The organism is Duganella sp. Dugasp78, from assembly GCF_059491455.1.
Genome location: NZ_CP168506.1, coordinates 1,231,719 through 1,250,327, shown reverse-complemented (window position 1 = coordinate 1,250,327; position 18,609 = coordinate 1,231,719). Strand labels below are relative to the sequence as shown.

The 18,609-nt window shown below is 63.0% G+C and carries 13 protein-coding genes, 1 tRNA gene and 2 pseudogenes; 6 read left to right on the top strand and 10 right to left on the bottom strand.

The features are described from left to right. Positions 1 to 20: 20 nt before the first annotated feature. Together ACEN9O_RS05590 and ACEN9O_RS05585 are read left to right on the top strand one after the other, a co-directional pair. Entirely contained in the window at positions 21 to 524 is a 504-nt protein-coding gene (locus ACEN9O_RS05590) for a sigma-70 family RNA polymerase sigma factor (RefSeq protein ID WP_495616633.1), read from the top strand. Next, entirely contained in the window at positions 521 to 1,258 is a 738-nt protein-coding gene (locus ACEN9O_RS05585) for an anti-sigma factor family protein (protein ID WP_495616632.1), read from the top strand. The genes ACEN9O_RS05590 and ACEN9O_RS05585 overlap by 4 nt, the downstream gene beginning before the upstream one ends. 25 nt (positions 1,259 to 1,283) lie before the next feature. On the opposite strand, the gene ACEN9O_RS05580 is transcribed toward ACEN9O_RS05585, so the two are convergent. From ACEN9O_RS05580 to ACEN9O_RS05565, 4 genes and pseudogenes are all read right to left on the bottom strand, one after another. Next, positions 1,284 to 3,137 carry an alpha/beta hydrolase family protein gene (locus ACEN9O_RS05580; protein WP_495618429.1) on the bottom strand — a complete coding sequence of 618 codons (1,854 nt, stop codon included), beginning with the start codon at positions 3,135 to 3,137 and terminating at the stop codon, positions 1,284 to 1,286. A 156-nt stretch (positions 3,138 to 3,293) separates the two neighbouring features. Beyond that, positions 3,294 to 3,686: pseudogene (locus tag ACEN9O_RS05575) on the bottom strand (nuclear transport factor 2 family protein); the annotation flags it as partial. Between the two features lie 60 nt (positions 3,687 to 3,746). Further along, a pseudogene (locus ACEN9O_RS05570) lies at positions 3,747 to 5,129 on the bottom strand (FAD-binding oxidoreductase); the annotation flags it as partial. 139 nt (positions 5,130 to 5,268) lie between these two features. Next, on the bottom strand, positions 5,269 to 6,168 hold the full coding sequence (locus ACEN9O_RS05565) for a LysR family transcriptional regulator (RefSeq protein ID WP_495616631.1): 900 nt from the start codon (positions 6,166 to 6,168) through the stop codon (positions 5,269 to 5,271). 106 nt (positions 6,169 to 6,274) lie between these two features. On the opposite strand from ACEN9O_RS05565, the gene ACEN9O_RS05560 reads away from it, so the two are divergent. After that, positions 6,275 to 7,129, top strand: coding sequence for an aldo/keto reductase family oxidoreductase (locus ACEN9O_RS05560; RefSeq protein WP_495616630.1), 855 nt, complete (start codon positions 6,275 to 6,277; stop codon positions 7,127 to 7,129). 214 nt (positions 7,130 to 7,343) lie between these two features. On the opposite strand, the gene ACEN9O_RS05555 is transcribed toward ACEN9O_RS05560, so the two are convergent. Further along, the gene (locus ACEN9O_RS05555) at positions 7,344 to 8,762 is read right to left on the bottom strand and encodes an FAD-binding oxidoreductase (RefSeq protein ID WP_495616629.1); all 1,419 of its coding nucleotides are present in this window, start codon (positions 8,760 to 8,762) and stop codon (positions 7,344 to 7,346) included. A gap of 321 nt (positions 8,763 to 9,083) precedes the next feature. Here ACEN9O_RS05555 and ACEN9O_RS05550 point away from each other — a divergent pair, with 321 nt between their 5' ends. After that, a complete protein-coding gene (locus ACEN9O_RS05550) occupies positions 9,084 to 9,746 on the top strand; it encodes a hypothetical protein (protein WP_495616628.1) in 663 nt (220 codons plus the stop codon). A gap of 204 nt (positions 9,747 to 9,950) precedes the next feature. On the opposite strand, the gene ACEN9O_RS05545 is transcribed toward ACEN9O_RS05550, so the two are convergent. Then, positions 9,951 to 10,026 (bottom strand) — tRNA-Phe (locus ACEN9O_RS05545). A 122-nt stretch (positions 10,027 to 10,148) separates the two neighbouring features. Between ACEN9O_RS05545 and ACEN9O_RS05540 the strand changes: the two genes are divergently transcribed. Next, positions 10,149 to 11,549: a M20/M25/M40 family metallo-hydrolase gene (locus ACEN9O_RS05540; protein ID WP_495616627.1), complete on the top strand. Its 1,401-nt coding sequence runs from the start codon at positions 10,149 to 10,151 to the stop codon at positions 11,547 to 11,549. A gap of 3 nt (positions 11,550 to 11,552) precedes the next feature. Here ACEN9O_RS05540 and ACEN9O_RS05535 read toward each other — a convergent pair whose 3' ends face one another. From ACEN9O_RS05535 to ACEN9O_RS05520, 4 genes are all read right to left on the bottom strand, one after another. Beyond that, positions 11,553 to 12,863 carry an alpha-amylase family glycosyl hydrolase gene (locus ACEN9O_RS05535; RefSeq protein WP_495616626.1) on the bottom strand — a complete coding sequence of 437 codons (1,311 nt, stop codon included), beginning with the start codon at positions 12,861 to 12,863 and terminating at the stop codon, positions 11,553 to 11,555. Between the two features lie 8 nt (positions 12,864 to 12,871). After that, the gene (locus ACEN9O_RS05530; protein WP_495616625.1) at positions 12,872 to 15,253 is read right to left on the bottom strand and encodes a S9 family peptidase; all 2,382 of its coding nucleotides are present in this window, start codon (positions 15,251 to 15,253) and stop codon (positions 12,872 to 12,874) included. A gap of 72 nt (positions 15,254 to 15,325) precedes the next feature. Continuing rightward, a complete protein-coding gene (locus ACEN9O_RS05525; RefSeq protein ID WP_495616624.1) occupies positions 15,326 to 16,714 on the bottom strand; it encodes an MFS transporter in 1,389 nt (462 codons plus the stop codon). A 97-nt stretch (positions 16,715 to 16,811) separates the two neighbouring features. After that, positions 16,812 to 17,384: a hypothetical protein gene (locus ACEN9O_RS05520; protein WP_495616623.1), complete on the bottom strand. Its 573-nt coding sequence runs from the start codon at positions 17,382 to 17,384 to the stop codon at positions 16,812 to 16,814. A gap of 440 nt (positions 17,385 to 17,824) precedes the next feature. Between ACEN9O_RS05520 and ACEN9O_RS05515 the strand changes: the two genes are divergently transcribed. Next, a complete protein-coding gene (locus ACEN9O_RS05515; RefSeq protein WP_495616622.1) occupies positions 17,825 to 18,577 on the top strand; it encodes a substrate-binding periplasmic protein in 753 nt (250 codons plus the stop codon). Positions 18,578 to 18,609: the final 32 nt, after the last annotated feature.

The window sequence follows — 18,609 nt, the reverse complement described above, 5'->3', positions numbered from 1 at the left end:
GAAACGTTTAACAAGTAACGATGACAACTGCCGCCCCTCCGCTCCATGGTGAAATTGCTGCGCTGCTGCCGCGGCTGCGCCGTTTCGCCCGCAGTATCGTATTTAACCGTGACGATGCTGACGACCTGGTGCAGGTCACCGTCGAGCGGGCGCTGAACCGGCATGCGCAGTGGGAGGCCGGCACGCGGCTGGACAGCTGGATGTTCCGCATCATGAAGAATGCCTGGATCGATGAGGTGCGTTCGCGCATCCGGCGCGACAATCTCTTTGCGCCGGAGGAGGCGGGTGAGCATGTCGGCGATGGCTTTGCCGAAGCCCACCAGCAGCGGCTGGCGATACAGAAGGCGATCAGCCTGCTCTCGGAAGACCACCGGATGGTGGTCGGTCTGGTGCTGGTCGATGGCATGGCCTACCAGGACGCCGCCGATGTGCTGGAACTGCCCCTGGGCACCTTGATGAGCCGTCTGGCGCGCGCGCGTTCGGCCCTGCAAGCGACTTTATCCGATCAAACGAGGACCGTATGAGCAGTTTTTCCGATGAAACCTTGATGGCCTATGCCGATGGCGAGCTCGATGAAGCAACCCGGGCCGCTGTCGCACACGCCGTGGAGAACGATGGAGAGCTTGCGGCCCGCGTGCGCCAGCATCAAGCGTTGCGGGCGGACGTGTTTGCCGCTTTCCTTCCCATCATTGAAGAACCTGTGCCGGCACGCCTGGATGCTGTCGCGGCCGGGGCCGTCGACCTGCAGGCAGCGCGCGCAGCCCGGCTGAAAACCAATACGCGCCGGCGTTGGGCGTGGCCGGAATGGGGGGCGCTGGCCGCGACCCTGCTGATCGGCGTGCTGGGCGGTAGCCTCGGCTACCAGCGCCTGGGCGGCGATGCGGCGCTGGCGTCGGTCGCCGGTGCGGACGGCGCGCTTTACGCGCAGGGACAGCTGGCTACCGCCTTGTCCGGGCAGCTTGCCGGTGCGGGCCCGTCGGCCCAGGGTATCCGTATCGGTGTCAGCTTTGTCGGCCGCGATGGGCATTTCTGCCGCAGCTTCATCATGGGGACGCAGGCCGGCCTGGCCTGCCATGAGGGCGAGCGCTGGCGGTTGCCGGTGATGGCGCAAGTGGACAAGCAGGCCAGCGGCGATTATCAGCAAGCAGGCAGTGCAATGCCGGCCGCCGTCAGCGATGCGATCGATGCCCGCATCGCCGGCCAGACGCTGGATGCCCAGGCCGAACAGCTGGCTCGGCGCCGGGGCTGGCAGCGCTGATGCCAGCGCGCCTCCCGGAAACGCTTTACCGGGTGCCGATCTGCCGGTCCAGGAAGCTTTCGATCTGTTGCCACAAGTCGATGCGGTTCTTCTGCGTCCTCCAGTCGTCGACGGTCGAGGTGTATTCCAGCCATTCCGTCTGCGGGTTGCCGGCCTTGAGCGCCTGGTAGAACGCCTGCGCCTTGTGGATGTCCACCGCCTCGTCGTCCGTGCCGTAGGCTAGCAGGAGCGGGCGCTTGATATCCTTCAGCCTGGCGTCGTCCGGATTGTCCTGGTACGTCGTCAGACCGGACCAGCTGATGCCGCATTTGAAGGTGTCGGCATCCCGGAGCAAGGCCATCATGGCCGCATAGCCGCCGTAGCCCGTGCCGGCGATGCACACCCGCGACGGATCGGTGTGGCCTTCCGCCACGGCCCACTTGACGGCGTCGGCGAGGTCGTCCTGGACGGCGCGGCCCGTTTGGCCGATACCGGCCTGGAAATGGGCAAGGCCGAAGCCCTTGACGCCGCGCGGCTCGGGCTGCAGCACAGCGTAACCACGCGAGACGAGGAATTGTACTTCGGCATTCCATTTCCAGTAGACGTTGCGGGACGCCGGTTTCTCCCCCACCAGCACCACGGTCGGCAGCCTCTTTTTTACCGCGCCGTTCGGCAAGGTGAGCCAGGCCGGGATCGTCAGGCCGTCGCGCGCCTTGTAGCGCACCATCGTCATGCGGCCCATCCTGTCGGCAGGGATGTCCGGCGTGGTTTCGCCCAGCAGAATCTGTTCCTTGGTCTCGGTGTTGTAGAGGAGGAAGGCGTGGTTCTCGACGTCTGAATAGTTGTCGATCAACACAAAAGGCGTTTCGCTGGCGCGGCCGAGCGAGATGATGTTGACCATGCCGGGAAATAGCTGGTCGACCTCCCGCTGGACCGCTTTCATCCGCTCGTCGAACCAGACAGTAACGCTGGTCTCGGCGCTATAGCGGAAGCCCAGCATTTTCGACTCGCTGAGGATGAAATCGCCGGTGGTGTCGAAGCCGGGCGCGCTGATCAGCGGCGTGGGTACGATGGCGTTCTGCTCCAGGTCGTAGCGATAAATGCCGGCCTTGTCGTTGCCGTTGCGTGAGCTGACGTAAAGGGTATCGTCCACGTACAGCAGCGGCTCGAAGCTCGCCGCTTTTGCGTCGCGGCTGTCGATCTGGCGCCAGCCGTTTTTGCCGTGGTGGAGAGTGACGACGCGGCCGTCCCGCTTGGCGGTGGCGATCCGGATTTTGCCTTCGGCATCGATTAGCCAGCCGTAAGTGCCGAAAGGCGCCAGTAGCGGGAACCAGCGGCCGTTTTGGGTGTTGACGCGCACCGGTTTCGCCTCGTCGTTGATCTCGTAATGCGCGAAGACCAAGATGGACTCCCCTTTCGAGAACGGGAAGCCGTGGATGACGTGCTGCGAGGGGTAGCTGTGATCGACCAGATCGCTTTCGGAGAATGAGCGCTTGCGTACGAGGATCGTCTCCAGGAAGGTGCGGTCCTTGCCGTCGCGGCCGATCGCGTACAGGCCGGGCTTCCCGGCCTCGCCCTCGTGGTCGACGTTGATCAGGGTGAATGCCAGGCGTTGGTCGTTGAGCCAATAGAACATTTCGACGTCGGCGTTGCGAAAGCCGACGATCGCTTGCGATGTGCGCTCCTTCACATCGACCACCGTCAGCATGGTACGGCCTTGTGGTGACAGCTCGCGCACCGCGACAAAGCGGCCGTTGGGCGAGAGCATGGCGCCGGTGGTGGTTGATTTCTTGAAGAAGGTGGTGACGGGGATGGGCGGCGCCGCGGCCGCAGCCGCAGCTTTGGCCAGCGGCAGTGCCACGCAAGTGATGAGTAGCAGGGTTTTCAGGATGGATTTCATCAATTGTATTTGTTATATAAAAAACATAACAATAGCGGACATTTGCCTGATTTGCTGTTTTATTTATAACTATTTGGTCGCAGCTTGCCGACGGCTGCCACCGGCTGGCCCGGGGCGGAATCGAACCATCGACACAAGGATTTTCAATCCCCGGCCTTAATGATGCAATTCGGAGGCGACCGATGGTTGAGCCGCTGGTCCGGGCTGGAACGCTCGTTCGCTTGCCGCCGTGTCGTAAAACGCTACAAACCGGGCTACTTTGCCGTCCCGCAAAGTAAACACATGGACCCAGGAACTGTCGTACGTGCGGCCGGTTGGCTTGGCCAGCCAACTGGCCTCGCCGGTGACGACCACCTTGTCGCCCTCGGCGATAAACTGTGCCGGTTCAAACCGGAGGGTCTGCACGGCCGCATCGAGTTTGGCGAAGAACTGCGCAATGCCCGGCTTGCCGTGGAAGTCGCCGGAAAAAGGTATCAGCTCCGATTCCGGCGTGCTCCACTCGGCGTCTTCGTGATAACGGTCCAGCAGGTTCTGGATGTTGCCGTTTTGGTAGTCACGATAACCCTCCATCACCGCTTGCCTGTTTTCGTTCGCGATGCTTCCTGATGACGCGGGGCGGATGTTCAGGTTGGCGCGGAACAGATTGTCGGGATCGTATTGCCGCTTTATCTGCGCCAGGCGTTGATAGTTTTCGCCATAAGCGTCGGCGGTGCGCCCGCTTTCGTCCTGGGTCACGAAATTGACGTAGACACTGCCGGTCGCGTAGGGCGCGGTGGCGCCGAAAAAGTCGCGCGCCCAGTCGATGCAGCGGGCGTCGTCGGCCGGGTCTTCCCAGCGCGTGTGCACGTTCATCACGTACAGCGCGTCGCGGTGCGGGTAGGCCGTGTCGCTCGGCGCCGGGCGGCCCGCCTGCCCGCCCAGCAGTCCGAGGAAGATCTCGCATTGCGGCGTCGGCAGCGTGCCAGCGTAGCGGACGACGGTGTCGATGGCCTGATCGCTGAGCTGCGTGAAGTTATGCGATTTCCAGTAGTTGCGCGCCCCTGGCGTCAGCAGCGCATCGAACGCCTGCTGCCAGGCCACGTAGGGCTTGGCGCCGACATGCATGCCCAGCGGCTCGCCGAAACGGCTGATGCGATCGATCGCATGCTGCACCGCATCTGGTGGCAGGCGCGAGAAGATGGGCAGCACCAGCACATCCTGTCCATGCACGTCCGGTGGCAGAAAGGGCAGCGGCGGCGCCTTGCGCAAGACCGCCCAGACCGTGAGGTCGTCCGCCATCTCGTCGACGAAATCGCGGTACTGCGCCAGGACGGTTCGGGCCTGGGCCGAGGGGAAAACGATCAGCCCGGCCGTGACGTCGGGCCCGACCGGATGCAGTTGAAATTCAAACCGGGTGACCACGCCGAAGTTGCCGCCGCCGCCCCGTATGGCCCAGAACAGGTCGGGGTGTTCGGTGGCGCTGGCGTGCAGGCGCCGGCCGTCGGCCGTGATCAGGTCCGCCGCCAGCAGATTGTCCACCGTCAGGCCCAGCGTCCGGCTGAGCCAACCGAAACCGCCGCCGAGCGTGAGTCCCGCGACGCCGGTGGTCGAGTTGATACCCAATGGCGTGGCCAGCGCGTACGCCTGCGCTTCGTGGTCGAAGTCGTGCAACGTGGCGCCGCCTTCGACGTAGGCGCGGCGCTGCTCCGGATCGATCTGGACCGACCTCATGGCCGAAAGATCGATCACCAGTCCATCGTCGCACAGCGCGCTGCCGGCGATGTTGTGGCCGCCGCCGCGCACGGCGAGGCTGAGGCCATGGTCGCGCGCATAGGCCAGCGCGGTGAGGACGTCGGCCGTGCCGGCGCAGCGCACGATCAGGGCCGGGCGCCGGTCTATCATTCCGTTCCAGATCGCGCGCGTGGCGTCATAGCCCGCGTCGCCGGCTTGCAAAAGTTGTCCTCTGAGCGAGGAGCGAAGTCCATTGAGTTGATCATTCGTTGAAGTATTCATAGCGCATCTCCAGGTGGCCGCTTGCGATGATGTGTGGACGCGCAAGCCGGTGCTGACACGATCGGGCGGCGCGTCCTTCATGATAGGAAGCCGGGGTGCGCTCACGCAAGCACAGGTACGGAGACTGATCGTCCGGGCGTTACCAGCGCATGGTCGGGATAAAATCCGCAAACGCGCGCAGCGGCGCCGGCAGATAGCGCCGGCCGGGATAGTACAGCGAGGGACCGCTAAAGGCTGGCCACCAGCGCTCCAGCACCGGTTCCAGTTCACCGCGCTCCATATAGGGCTTCAGCCAATCTTCAAACAGGTACACCAGGCCGCTGCCGGCCACCGCCGCATCCACCTTTAAGTCGGCGCCAGCGCCCAGATTGACGATCAACGGACCGGCCGGTTTGATGACGACTTTCTTGCCTTTGTGCTCGAATTCCCAATCCGGCATGGCGCCGCTGGAAAAGCGCCCGCGCAGGCAGCTATGTTTCAGCAGGTCTTCCGGCCGCTTGGGCGTGCCGTGCTGTCGCAGATAGTCAGGCGACGCCGCCAGCGCAAAACGTTGCCGGCGCGGTCCAATCGGAATCGCCACCATATCCAGCTCCATGTGTTCTTCGTAGCGGACGCCGGCATCGCAACCGGAGCGCAGCAGGTCGACAAAGCTGTCATCGACGATGATCTCCAGGCAGATGTCCGGATACGCGGCGATAAACGGCGGAATGATGCGCGGCAGGATCAGTTTCGATACGCTCAGCGGCACGTTGAGCCGCAGCCTGCCAGCCGGCCGGTCGCGAAAACCGTTCACCACATCGAGCGCGGATTCGACCGCGTCAAGCGCCGGCGTCAGTTGCTCCAGCAAGCGCTGGCCGGCGTCGGTAGTGGCCACGCTGCGGGTGGTGCGATTCAGCAGGCGCATGCCAAGGCCTGCCTCCAGCCTTCGCACCGCTTCGCTCAGTTGTGACGCGCTGTTGCCCGTCATGCGCGCGGCGCCGCGAAAGCCGCCGTGTTTGGCGACCGCGACGAAGGCACCGATGTCCTGTAGATCAGCCATTGGTCATTGTCCTGTTTTCGGCACAAGTCGTGCCATTGAGAAGTATTGTCGCACAAAGTTTTAGCACCTAGACTGTGTTCACCAAGCCATCCTTCAGGAGAATATTTTGAGCACCTTCCAACTCGGCGATCTGACTGTCAACCGCATGGGCTATGGCGCCATGCAGCTTTGCGGCCCGCACGTCTTTGGTCCACCCAAGAACCGCGAGGAAGCGCTGGCGGTGCTGCGGGAGCTCGCTGCGCTGGACATCAACCACATCGACACCAGCGATTTCTACGGCCCGCATGTCACCAACCGGCTGATCCGCGAAGCGCTGCATCCGTACGCGGACGATCTAGTGATCGTCACCAAGATCGGCGCCTCGCGCGGCGCCGACGCTTCGTGGCTGCCGGCCCAATCGCCGAAGGAGCTGGAAGCGGCGGTGCATGACAACCTGCGCAGCCTCGGTCTGGAACGGCTGGATGTGGTGAACATGCGCCTCATGTTTGACGTCATGGGTCCGGCGGAGGGCGACATTGAAGCCCACATCACGGCACTGGCGGAATTGCAGCAACGCGGCCTGATACGGCACATTGGTTTGAGCAATGCGACCATGCAGCAAGTGAAGCAGGCGCGCGGTATCGCCCGCATTGTCTGTGTACAGAATCAATACAACCTGGTCCATCGCCACGACGACGCACTGATCGACGAGCTGGCAAAAGACGGTATCGCCTACGTGCCGTTCTTCCCGCTGGGGGGCTTTTCGCCGCTGCAATCGTCGATCCTGTCCGACGTCGCCGCGCAACTGGGTGCTACGCCTATGCAGACGGCGCTGGCCTGGCTGCTGCAACGTTCGCAGAATATCCTGTTAATTCCCGGCACCTCGTCGGTCGCCCACCTGCGTCAAAATGCCGCCGCTGCCGATCTCGCGCTGCCGCCGGAAGCTGTCCAGAAGCTGAATGGCATCATCACGTCGGCATAGCGGAAATAGACTGGAAACTTGTGTATCCACAAGGCGAAAACGCCAACCGGTGAGGGTTGGCGTTTTGTTTGATAATGTTTTTGGTGGGCCGGGGCGGAATCGAACCACCGACACAAGGATTTTCAATACGCGGCTCTACAGCACGGGCCAAAACACGGCATCCGCACTGAAGCGCTGCCCGCGCTCGCGGGCGGCGGCATGGCGACGCCGCGGCTCACCTTCCTTCCAGGATCTTGCCGGGGTTGAGGATGTCCTTGGGATCGAGCGTGCGCTTGATGGCGCGCATCATCTCGACGGCCTCGATACCGACCTCCTGCACCAGGAAATCCATTTTGTGCATGCCGATGCCGTGCTCACCCGTGCAGGTGCCGTCGAGGCGGATCGCGCGCGCCACCAGCTGTTCGTTGAGCGTCTCGGCCACGCGCCGTTCGTGCGCCGAGTTGGGATCGATCAGATAGCCGAAATGGAAGTTGCCGTCTCCCACATGGCCGACCAGGAAGTAGGGCAGGCCGGTGGCATCGGCTTCGTCGACCGATTCCAGCAGGCATTCGGCAAGCTTGCTGATCGGCACGCAGGTGTCGGTACTGATAGCGCGGCAGCCCGGGCGTGACTGGATCGCGGCAAAATAGGCATGATGGCGCGCCGCCCACAGGCGCGAGCGGTCTTCGGCGCTGGTGGCCCACTCGAAGGAGCCGCCGTCGAATTCGTCGGCGATCAGGCGCACCGTTTCGGCCTGTTCCCTGACCGCGCTGGCGGTGCCGTGGAACTCCATCAGCAACATGGGCGACTCGGGCAACGCCAGCTTGCTGTGGGCGTTGACCATGCGAATGCTGTTAGCGTCGAGCAGTTCGACGCGGGCGATCGGGATGCCGGCCTGGATGATGTGGATCGCCGTGCGCACCGCTGCTTCAATCGACGGGAAGGAGCACACGGCGGCCGACTCGGCCTCCGGCAGCGGATGCACGCGCACCACGATTTCGGTGAACACGCCAAGGGTGCCTTCGCTGCCAACCATCAGCCTGGTCAAGTCGTAGCCGGCGCTGCTTTTTTTTGCGCGGGTGCCGGTGCGCACCACCGCGCCGGTCGCGCTCACCACTTCCAGCGCCAGCACGTTTTCGCGCATGGTGCCGTAGCGCACCGCGTTGGTGCCGCTGGCGCGGGTGGCGCACATGCCGCCGATGGAGGCGTCGGCGCCGGGATCGACCGGGAAGAACAGGCCTGTGCCCTTGAGCTCGTTGTTGAGCTGTTTGCGCGTCACGCCTGGCTGTACCGTGACCGTCATGTCCTCGGCATTGATGGCCAGCACGCGGTTCATGCGGCTCAGGTCCAAGCTGATGCCGCCCTGCACGGCCAGCAAGTGGCCTTCGAGCGAGGAGCCGGCTCCGAACGCGATCACCGGCACGGCATGGGTGTTGGCAAAGCGGATCAGATCGATGACGTCCCCTGTGCTCTCGGCAAACAGCACCGCTTCCGGCGGTGGTACGTCAACGTAGGCTGATTCGTCGCGCCCGTGTTGTTCGCGCAGCGACAGCGCGGTGGACAGTTGCGCGCCGAAACGTTCGGCCAGTTGGGCCAGCAGCGCCGGCGTCAGGCGCGCGGTCGGTGAAGAAGGGGGAGTGAGCAGCGATGTCATGGTGAGTTTTAAACAAGGATCAGAAATTGAAGCGGGAGTGTCAGCGACGACTATAACGTAGCTCACGCTTAAAAAACGTTTTCACCCGGCTCCGTCGCGTCGCGCCTTGATGGCAAGCGCAGCGACGCGCCCATCCTGAATGTCCCGCCAGATCGTTTTGACGCGCGGATCGCCATCGCCTCAAAAGACCTAGGTTGTGGCTATCAAGGATGCAGCGGTCAGAAGTGTTTCGAGTTGTTACATTCTGATAGTTTTCTGTTTGACAATTATGCTATTTTGTACATTTCGCAATATGCATTTTTCCCGTAACGGAGGCATGGCATGTTTCAAGCCCTACGAACTAACGCGAGACGGGTGCTCACAACTGCGTCGCAACAGCGGTCATTCTCGGCTTCCAAACGCGGGAGTGATTTGGAGAAAAAATTTAACGCTATGCGTCACAGTAGCTTGGTACAAGCAAGTGGCACGAAGGATTGCGGATTTATTGCGGGGCTTCAAATAGCGAATTTCGCCAGTCCAGGTCCGATGTTATCGCTACAAAGTGCAAAAAAGCAGTTAGCCAAAAACTTGCAATGCTCCGATGAGGAGGTAAGCACAGGGCAATATGAGCTGGCGGATTATGAGACCTATGGGTTGGCACTGAAACTGAGCCGGTGGGCAGGCATGCAACCACTAAAGGGGAAAATCTACGCCAACGAGATCACCATTGCTGAAGCGATCAAGCAACGACAACACTCGACCCATAAACTACCACCTGACTGTCAGTTTCTCTGCACGATGAATAAGCATGCAATGGCAGTGCATTGCGATAACGAATCCGGTTCATTTTTAGTAACAGGCTTACCAGACGGGAATAACAATTATTTACCTCCGACTTTTATCAAGGGTGAGGTACTCCTCGGGCTAATGCCACTGGTTCTCCCGAGCGGGAAGGGCTTAATGCTGAAAGATATCTACGTCAAACATGCCATGTGGAACGAATAGCCCGAACACACTGCAAATACGGCGCACAGGAGTGAAACGGCCGGCGTAGCGCTACAGGAACAGCATCGCTGCGGGATAGGCGCTGATGCGATTTGTGATTGGCTGAGCCTCAAGGGTCCGGAAATGGACCGGAGCCGAGGACTACGAATCCTCCAAACAAAAACGCCAACCTGCAGGGGTTGGCGTTTGCTTTGGGACTGTTCTTGGTGGCCCGGGGCGGAATCGAACCACCGACACAAGGATTTTCAATCCTCTGCTCTACCAACTGAGCTACCAGGCCAAGGGCCGCAATTATAGCAGACGCTCCCAGGGGTTTGGCAAGGCCCCGGCACCACTTTTATTGACAGTAATAATTCCTGGGTATAAATTTAGTCGCTTTGGCATGACCATGATAGGAGCACTATGAAGCGGGCGACTTGGTTGATGGCGGGATGGGCGATGGCGGGTGCGGTGCATGGCGCCGATCTGACCCCGGTGCAAAAGCAGATGCGCGAGATTTACCAGGAACTGGTGGAAACCAACACCACCAATTCGACCGGCTCCTGCACGGTGGCGGCCAACAAGATGGCCAAGCGCCTCAAGGCGGCCGGCTATCAGGACGCCGACCTGCACCTGATCGTGCCGCCCGGCGGGCCCACCAAGGGCAACCTGGTGGCGCGCATCAAGGGCGACGGCAGCAAGAAGCCCCTGCTGCTGCTGGCCCACATCGACGTGGTCGAAGCCAACCGCGCCGACTGGGTGCGCGATCCGTTCAAGCTGATCGAGGAAGACGGCATGTTCTACGCGCGCGGCTCGTCCGACGACAAGGCCATGGCCGCATCCTTCGTTGCCAACATGATCCGCTACAAAAAGGAAAAGCTGGCGCCCAAACGCGACATCGTCATGGCGCTGACCTGTGACGAGGAAATGGTGCCCAGCAAATTCGACGGCGCCGAATACCTGTTCAACCACCATCGCGCGCTGATCGACGCCGAGATCGCGTTGAACGAAGGCGGCGGCGGCCTGCTGGACAAGCAGGGCAAGCCGGTACGTCATGGCATCCAGGCCGGCGAAAAAATCTACCAGAGCTTCCAGCTGGAGGTGACCAATCCCGGCGGCCACAGCTCGGCGCCGTATCGCGACAACGCCATCTATCATTTGGCCGAGGGCCTGTCGCGCCTGGGGCAGTTCTCTTTCCCGTTCAAGCTCTCGCCGGTCACGCGCTCCTACTACGAACGCATGTCCGCCGTGGAGCAGGGCCAGGTGGCCGCCGACATGAAGGCCATCCTCAGCGATCCGCCCGACCCGGCCGCGCTGGAGCGCCTGTACACGGTCAGCCCGGTGCACAACTCCACCGTGCGCACCACCTGCGTGGCGACCAAGGTCGATGCAGGCCATGCCGACAACGCGTTGCCGCAGCGCGCCCGAGCCACCGTCAACTGCCGCATCCTGCCGGACGAGAAGGTCGACAATGTGCAGGACACGCTGCAGCGCGTGGTGGCCGACGACCAGATCAAGATCACCCGCATCGGCGAAGGCCTGAGCGCGCCGATGCCGCCGCTGACGCCGGTCCTGATGAAGGCGGTGGAAGAGATCAGCAACGATATGTGGCCGGGCGTCCCGGTGATCCCGACCATGTCGACCGGCGGCACCGACGGCCGCTTCCTCAACAGCGGCGGCATCTGGACCTACGGCGTCAGCGGCATGTTCGCCGGCCCGGAGGGCAGCGGCGCCCACGGCCTGAACGAGCATATCCGCGTCAAGTCGCTGTACGATGGCCAGGAGTACCTGTACCGCCTGGGCAAGCGGCTGGCCACTGAGTAGTCCTTATTCCGGCACGACGATGCGCCAGCGCCAGGGCTTGAGCACGGCCTGGCCTTCGTCGCCGGCCAGCTTGTACTTCTGCAGCGTGGCGGTCGGGTTGACGATCACCCGCACGCTGTTCTTGCCCTGCTGGCGCTTGAAGGCAAACAGCTGCTCGTTGCCGACGTCGAGCAGCTGCACCGCGCCGCCGCTGGCGCCGTTCCACAGCGCCGGGTTTTCCTTCTTCAGCTGATTCAGGCCGGCGTAGAAGCCTTCCAGCTCGTAGCTCTTCCAGTCGATCGGATCTTTTTCGAAGAACTCCAGCTTCTTGTCCAGCCGCGCTTCCTGGCCGTTGTAGATCAGCGGGATGCCGGGCAGCGTGTAGCTCAGCACCGCCATCGCGCCGTAGGCCGGGCCGTACAGGTCCTTGTCCGTGCCCTGCCACGAGTTGATGTCGTGGTTGTTGGTGAACTGCAGGCGGTAGGCGTCGCGCGGATAAGCCTTGGGCGGATTGGCCACGAAGGCTTTCAGCTCAGCCGCTCCGGCCTGGCCCTTGCCGATCTTTTTCATGATCTCGTTGAACGGCCAGTCGTAGCTGGCGTCGAACGCCTTCTCGTGCAGCGCCGGCTCGCTCCATTCGGCCAGCATGAACACCGGCTTGATCTTGTCGAGCTGCGTGCGCGCCTGATTCCAGAACTCGGTCGGCACCAGGCCGGCCGCGTCGCAGCGGAAGCCGTCGATGCCGGCCTCGCGCACCCAGAACGCCATCGCGTCCGTCATGCCCTTCCACAGGTCCTTGTTGCCGTAATCGAGGCCGATCACGTCGGTCCATTCCTCCATCTCGCCCGCCTCGTTCTTGAAGCTGACGGAATGAATTTCACCCTTGTCGTTCTTCTTGTACCAGTCGGCATGCTGGGTGGCCCACGGATGGTCCCAGGCCGTGTGGTTGCCCACCCAGTCCAGGATCACGTGCATGCCCAGCGCGTGCGCCTGCTTGACCAGCTTGCGCAGGTCGTCCATGGTGCCGTAGTCCGGGCTGACGGCCGTGTAGTCCTTCACCGCGTAGTAGCTGCCCAGCGTGCCCTTGCGGTTCTGCTGGCCGATCGGGTGGATCGGCATCAGCCACACGATGTCCACGCCCATCTGCTTCAGGCGCGGCAGCGTGGCGGCGAAGGCGTTCAGCGTGCCCTCTTTGCTGTACTGGCGCAGGTTGACTTCGTAGATGTTGGAACTGCGGGACCAGGCCGGATGTTTCACGGTACTGGTTTCGGCATGGACCGCGAGCGGTCCATACATCAGCGCTACCAGTGGCAGCAGGGCGGCTAGTTTTTTCATGGGGCTCCTTATTGTTTCAGCGTGCGTTCAAACAGCTGGTAGATGCGGCGGTATTCGTCGTACCAGCTCTCCGGATGCACGAAGCCGTGACGCTCCATCGGATACGGCGCCAGTTCCCAGTTGTCCTTCTTCAGTTCGATGAAGCGCTGGGCCATGCGCACCGAGTCCTGGAAGAACACGTTATCGTCGATCATGCCGTGGGCGATCAGCAGGTTGCCCTTCAACTGATCGGCGTATTCGATCGGCGACGAGATCTTGTACGCGTCCGGGTCCAGCTCCGGCGTGTTGAGGATGTTGGCGGTGTACTCGTGGTTGTAGGTGGTCCAGTCGGTCACGGGACGCAGCGCGGCGCCGGACTTGAACTGCTCCGGCGCGCGCAGCATCGCCATGAAGGTCATGAAGCCGCCGTAGCTGCCGCCGTAGATGCCGACGTTCTTGGGATCGCCCTGATGGTTGGCCACCATCCAGTTCAAGCCGTCGATGTAGTCTTCCAGTTCCGGGTGGCCCATCTGGCGATAGATCGCGGTGCGCCAGTTGCGGCCGTAGCCCAGCGATGCGCGGTAGTCCATGTCCAGCACGATGTAGCCTTTTTCCACCAGCAGGTTGTGGAACATCTGCTCGCGGAAGTAGACCGGATAACGCTTGCTGACGTTTTGCAGATAGCCTGCGCCGTGTACGAACATCACCACCGGATATTTTTTACCCGTTTCCAGCGTGGCCGGGCGATACAGCTTGGCCCACACCGGATCGGCGCCATGCGTGGACGGCACGGCGACGATTTGCGGCGTGATCCACTCGCGCGCCTTGTAGTCGGCGTTGCGGGTGTCGGTCAGCTGGGTGGCGGTACCGCCGCTGCTGGCGACGGTGGCGATCTGGGTCGGCATGTAGGCGCTCGAGTAGCGCACCAGCAGCTTGCGGCCGTCCGGCGACAGCGCGAAGCTCTCGACGCCGCCCAGCGACGTCAGCTCGTGCAAGGCGCCGTCCTTGGTGCCGGCGGAGCACACCTCGTAGGTGCCCGGCAGTTTGGGATTGCAGAGGAAGTAGGCGATGCTGCCGTCGGCGTTCCATTCGATCTCGCTGGTTTCCCATTTGCCCGAGGTGAGCGCGCGTGCTTTGCCGTCCATCGTTTGCGTGTACAGATGGGCGTAGCCGCTTTCCTCGGACTGGTACCACAGCGTGCTGTTGTCCGGCCGCCAGCCGAAATCGTTGCCGCGGTTGTTGACCCAGGCGGCGTCGCTCAGGTGGTGCACCGGCTTCAGCTTGGCGCCGGCCAGGTCGACGGTGGCGATCCAGCGGTCCTTGTTGTCGATCGCCTGTGCCATCACGGCCACCTGCGCGCCGTTGGCGCTCCAGCGGATCGAGTCTTCGCGGTTTTCGAAGCGCAGGCCGCGATTGCCTTTGAGCGGATCGAGCTTGTGCGCGGCGCGCAGCTCGGCCAGCGGATCGACGGCGATGCCGGGCAGCGTGTCGAACGACAGCTCGGTTATTTTGCGGCTCGACAGTTCAACCAGTTTCAGTTGCTGCGGCAGCGGGCCGGCGTCGCTGACGCGCTTGCGTTGGTCGTCGCTTTCTTCGTAGCCCGATTCGGTCACGTACTTGGCCAGCTTGCCGACGCGGCGCTTGTCACCGTCCTTGGCGCTGGTGACCACCAGCAGGTAGCGGCCGTCCGGCGACAGCGAGCTGGTTTCGATGACCACCTTCTCGCCGAGGTAGACCGGCAGCGGTGCGCGGGTCGGGTCGGCGCTGCGTTCGGCGTTGCGGCGGTCGCGGGTGGCGTCCTTCTCGTCCTTCAGGCGCGCGAGCGTGGACAGCAGGCGCAGTTGCAGGTCGCGGCGGCTGTCGGCATCCGGCGCGGCGTCCGGGTCCTTGGCGGTGCGCAGCAGCGCCACCGGCGCCACCAGGCGCTCGGCGCGGCTCCAGCTGAACCAGTCGCTGCCGACGCGGAACTGCACATGGCCGCCGTCGGCGGCATACTGCGGATCGGCGGCCGGCGTGGTGCCGCGCAGGATCTGCGTCAGCGCGCCGGTCTTCAGGTCACGCTCGAACAGGTCGCCGTTGCGCAGCAGGATGGCGCGCGTGCGCTCACGGTTGTAGACCGGGGCGGCGGCGTCAAGGTTGGCCAGCTGCTTGTCGTCGACCAGTTTGGCCGCGCCTGGGGCGGCGATCTGGAAGGTGTCGCGCAGCGGCGAGCCGGCGCGTTTCTGTTTGTAGTAGATCTGGCGGCTGTCCCAGCCCCACCATGCGGCTTCCACCGGATTGCCGATCCAGTCGGGATTGGCCATCGCCTGGTCCAGCGTGATCGGGGTGGCGCTGGTGATGGATGCTGCGCCGGCGCTGGCGGCGAAAGAACCGCTTATGGCGGCGGCTAAAAAGGGCAAGACAAAACGCATCGGTAAGGTCGCTTTGAGGTTGGGTGAACGGGAGCGCCGGATCGCGGCGCGTCCACGATTCTAGCCCAAGCGTCAGTTGCGGGCCATCTTGTCGCTGCGGCCATGCCGCGCGTCCGGGCCGCCGTGGCGCGGCGCCAGCCGCAGGGCCAGCAGCAGGATGGCGCCGGCCGCCAGGTACATGGCGATCAGCACGGCCAGCATGGCGGCGCTGCCTCCCCATGCCAGCAGGCGCGCGCTCAGCACGGGGGCGAAGGCGCCGCCCAGCAGGCCCACGCTCAGCACCAGCGCGATGCCGGCCGGCGCGCGCCGGCGCGACAGCAAGTCGGTGACGATGGCGATCAGCAGCGGCGCGGCCGAGGCGATGCCCAGCGACGCCAGCGCCAGCCCGGCCAGCGACCAGGCCATGCCGTCGTTGGCGGCCAGGGCCAGCGCCAGGCCGCCGGCGGCCAGCACCATGCAGGCGACGAAGTGGCCGCGCCGCTCGCGCCGGCGGTCCGAATCGTAGCCGATGGCGATCATGCCGATCACCCCCGCCAGGTTGGGCAGGGCGGCTAGCAGGCCAGGCTGCATATGGCTTTCTTCGGCCCAGCGCTGCATCAGCGACGGCGCCCAGGACAGCAGCGCGTAGCTGGCGCCGATCAGCAGCAGGTTGGCGGCGGCCAGCAGGCACAGGGCGCGGTCGCGCAGCAGCGAGTCGATGACGGCGGCGGTGGAGGACGGCGCGGCGTCGTGCGGCGCGGCCGCCAGCAGCTGCGTTTCGTCGCGTTCCTGGTCTTGTTCTATCATCAGCTGCTCGAACGGCGACAGCCAGCCGGCATCGTCGGGACGTTCGTCCAGATAGGCGTAGACGACGGCGCCCAGCAGCACGGCCGGCAAGCCTTGCGTCAGCAGCAGCCACTGCCAGCCTTGCAGGCCGGCCGCGCCATGCAGGTAGTTCACCGTGACGTCGCACAGCGGACCGGCGGCGACGCCGGCCAGCAGCGCGGCCGAGGCAAACACCGCGAACGCGCGCGCGCGGCGCGGCGCCGGATACCACCAGCAAAGGTAGAGGATCACGCCGGGGAAGAAGCCGGCTTCGAACGCGCCCAGCGCGAAGCGCAGGACGTAAAGCTCGAACGGCGTGCGCACGAAGGCGGCGGCCGCCGACACCACGCCCCAGCACATCATCAGCCGCAGCAGCATGCGGCGGGCGCCGGTTTTTTCCAGCAGCAGGTTGGCGGGGAGGGCGAACAGGGCGCAGCCGGCGAAGAACAGGCCGGCGCCCCAGGCGTAGACCTGGTCGCCAAAGGGCAGGCTGAGCTGCATCTGCCGTTGCGCGTAGCCGAGGTTGATGCGGTCCAGGCTGGCGATGGCGTAGCACAGCATCAGCAGCGGCAGCAGGCGCCAGCTGATCTTGCGGTAAATGGCGTCCATGCCGGCGGCGCCGCGGAGGTGCAGTACGGTGGCGGAATGGGTCTGCATGCAGTTGATATTATCTGCACGATTTTGCTTAAGCAAGCTTTAGCGGCGCGCGACGGAAGCCAAAACAACAGTGTTCCGGCGCCGCGCTTGCGCCAGGTCAGGCAGTCGCTGTGCCGGAGCCCATGTCGTAGATGCGGGCGCGGCGCGGCCGCAGCTCCGGCTGGGTGGCGGCGCCGTTGTCTTCCTGCGCCAGGAACTGGCTGCCGATCTCGAACCACTCTTCGCTGGAGATCACTTTCTGCGCCAGCGGCAGGAGCTCCTGTTCCTCCTTGTCGAGGCGCTTGAGCAGGTTCTGGCAATACAGGTCCACCGTGCGGCACAGGAACTTGCCTTGCGAAGCGCTGCGGCGCATGGCGCGGCGCAGGCATTTGTGCACGGCGTTGAGCATGGCGCCGCCGAGCCGGCTCAGCGATTCGAGGTCGTTCAGCAGCGCGGCACAATTGGCGTCGGCCGCGCGCACGGCCGGCATCAGGCAGGCCTCGACCTTGCGTTGGTGGCGCGTCTCGGCAAAGGTGGTCAGTTCCTTGAGCTGGGTTTCGATGAACACAGGATCGATTTCCTGCGGGCGACGCGCAATCGTCTGCACGTATTGCAGCAGACGGGCGATGAAGTGGCGCTCTTTCTTTTGTTCGATGGACAGTGTCAATAAGACATAGGTGGCAGTAAGCATAACGTTTCCCGTATTTCGTCTGACTTCGGCTGCGCGGCAAGCGTTGGATGGCGGACGCGCCCGAGGTGAAGACTGCTACCTTAGCGCTGTGACGGACTCATTCAACGTCGATTTACAATTGTTCACAACTGGTCGTGTGGCAATAACAGTATCGAAATAAAATCGCGAAGATTACCGGCGGGGAAAATGAATGTACGCACATCAAGCCGGTCATGAACCTGCGTACTCTTCCTGACTGAGTGGGAAATTATGCACCCATTTTGCGCATGAAAATACGTGTTTTATTGCGTCGATCAAAAAATATTTTGTATCGCTTGCGACGGCCTTTCGCTGCGACAAAATTATTGTATTACGGTATCCGCAAAGCAACACATTGTTTGTCGGCCTCGTGTATCTTGGTATTGCTTGGCATTTGTCAATCAATTGCAAGGGGGGAAGGGATGAAGAAAATCATCGTCTTAACAGTCATCAGCGCCGCGCTGCACGCGACAGCGGCGGAGCCGGCGAAAACCATACAGCTGGCCAGCCTGGAGTGGATGCCTTTCACCGGAGCGACTTTGCCTGGCGATGGCTTGTCCGGCACCATAGTCGCGGAAGTGGAAAAGCGGCTGGGCAACAACATCAAGGTCAAATATTTTGAATGGAAGGAAACGGTCGCCAAAGGCGAGTCCGACCCCGAGTATTCCGGCTATTTTCCGGTGTATTACACGGCTGAAAGAGCAGAGAGCAAATGCTACTTGTCGCAGCCGATAGGCAAGAGCGAAATGGGTATTGGCTATCTGAAGGATACGCCGGTGCCATGGAAAAAAACCAGCGACCTGGCGGCGTTCAAGATCGGCGTGGTGGAAGGCTATGCCAACAGCGCCGAGTTCGACGCTGCCGTGAAGCAGGGCAAGCAGCCGGTAGAGGTGGTCAGCAGCGATACGAATAACGTACGCAAGCTGGTGGGCAAGAAAGTTCCAGGGATCGTCATCGACAAGCTGGTGCTGCGCTACCTGACCTTGCACACCGGTGCCAAGGACAGCGTGATGTTCAGCGACCATTTGCTGACTGAAAGTACGCTGCACGTCTGCTTCCGCCGCTCGCCTGCCGGCAAGGCCCTGCAGGAGGCCTTTGACGCCGAGCTGAAAAAAGTCGACAGCGCCAAACTCGAAGCGGCTTACCTGAAACGCCTGGAAGCGGGCGCCAAGTAAGACTCGATCAACATGGCGCGGCGCGGCAGCCG

What these genes read in the sequence shown, in the direction of transcription:
- ACEN9O_RS05590 (WP_495616633.1), top strand. Translation starts at nt 21, where the DNA reads ATGACAACTGCCGCCCCTCCGCTCCATGGTGAAATTGCTGCGCTGCTG.
- ACEN9O_RS05585 (WP_495616632.1), top strand. Translation starts at nt 521, where the DNA reads ATGAGCAGTTTTTCCGATGAAACCTTGATGGCCTATGCCGATGGCGAG.
- ACEN9O_RS05580 (WP_495618429.1), bottom strand. Translation starts at nt 3,137, where the DNA reads ATGAAATCCATCCTGAAAACCCTGCTACTCATCACTTGCGTGGCACTG.
- ACEN9O_RS05565 (WP_495616631.1), bottom strand. Translation starts at nt 6,168, where the DNA reads ATGGCTGATCTACAGGACATCGGTGCCTTCGTCGCGGTCGCCAAACAC.
- ACEN9O_RS05555 (WP_495616629.1), bottom strand. Translation starts at nt 8,762, where the DNA reads ATGACATCGCTGCTCACTCCCCCTTCTTCACCGACCGCGCGCCTGACG.
- ACEN9O_RS05550 (WP_495616628.1), top strand. Translation starts at nt 9,084, where the DNA reads ATGTTTCAAGCCCTACGAACTAACGCGAGACGGGTGCTCACAACTGCG.
- ACEN9O_RS05540 (WP_495616627.1), top strand. Translation starts at nt 10,149, where the DNA reads ATGAAGCGGGCGACTTGGTTGATGGCGGGATGGGCGATGGCGGGTGCG.
- ACEN9O_RS05535 (WP_495616626.1), bottom strand. Translation starts at nt 12,863, where the DNA reads ATGAAAAAACTAGCCGCCCTGCTGCCACTGGTAGCGCTGATGTATGGA.
- ACEN9O_RS05530 (WP_495616625.1), bottom strand. Translation starts at nt 15,253, where the DNA reads ATGCGTTTTGTCTTGCCCTTTTTAGCCGCCGCCATAAGCGGTTCTTTC.
- ACEN9O_RS05525 (WP_495616624.1), bottom strand. Translation starts at nt 16,714, where the DNA reads ATGCAGACCCATTCCGCCACCGTACTGCACCTCCGCGGCGCCGCCGGC.
- ACEN9O_RS05520 (WP_495616623.1), bottom strand. Translation starts at nt 17,384, where the DNA reads ATGCTTACTGCCACCTATGTCTTATTGACACTGTCCATCGAACAAAAG.
- ACEN9O_RS05515 (WP_495616622.1), top strand. Translation starts at nt 17,825, where the DNA reads ATGAAGAAAATCATCGTCTTAACAGTCATCAGCGCCGCGCTGCACGCG.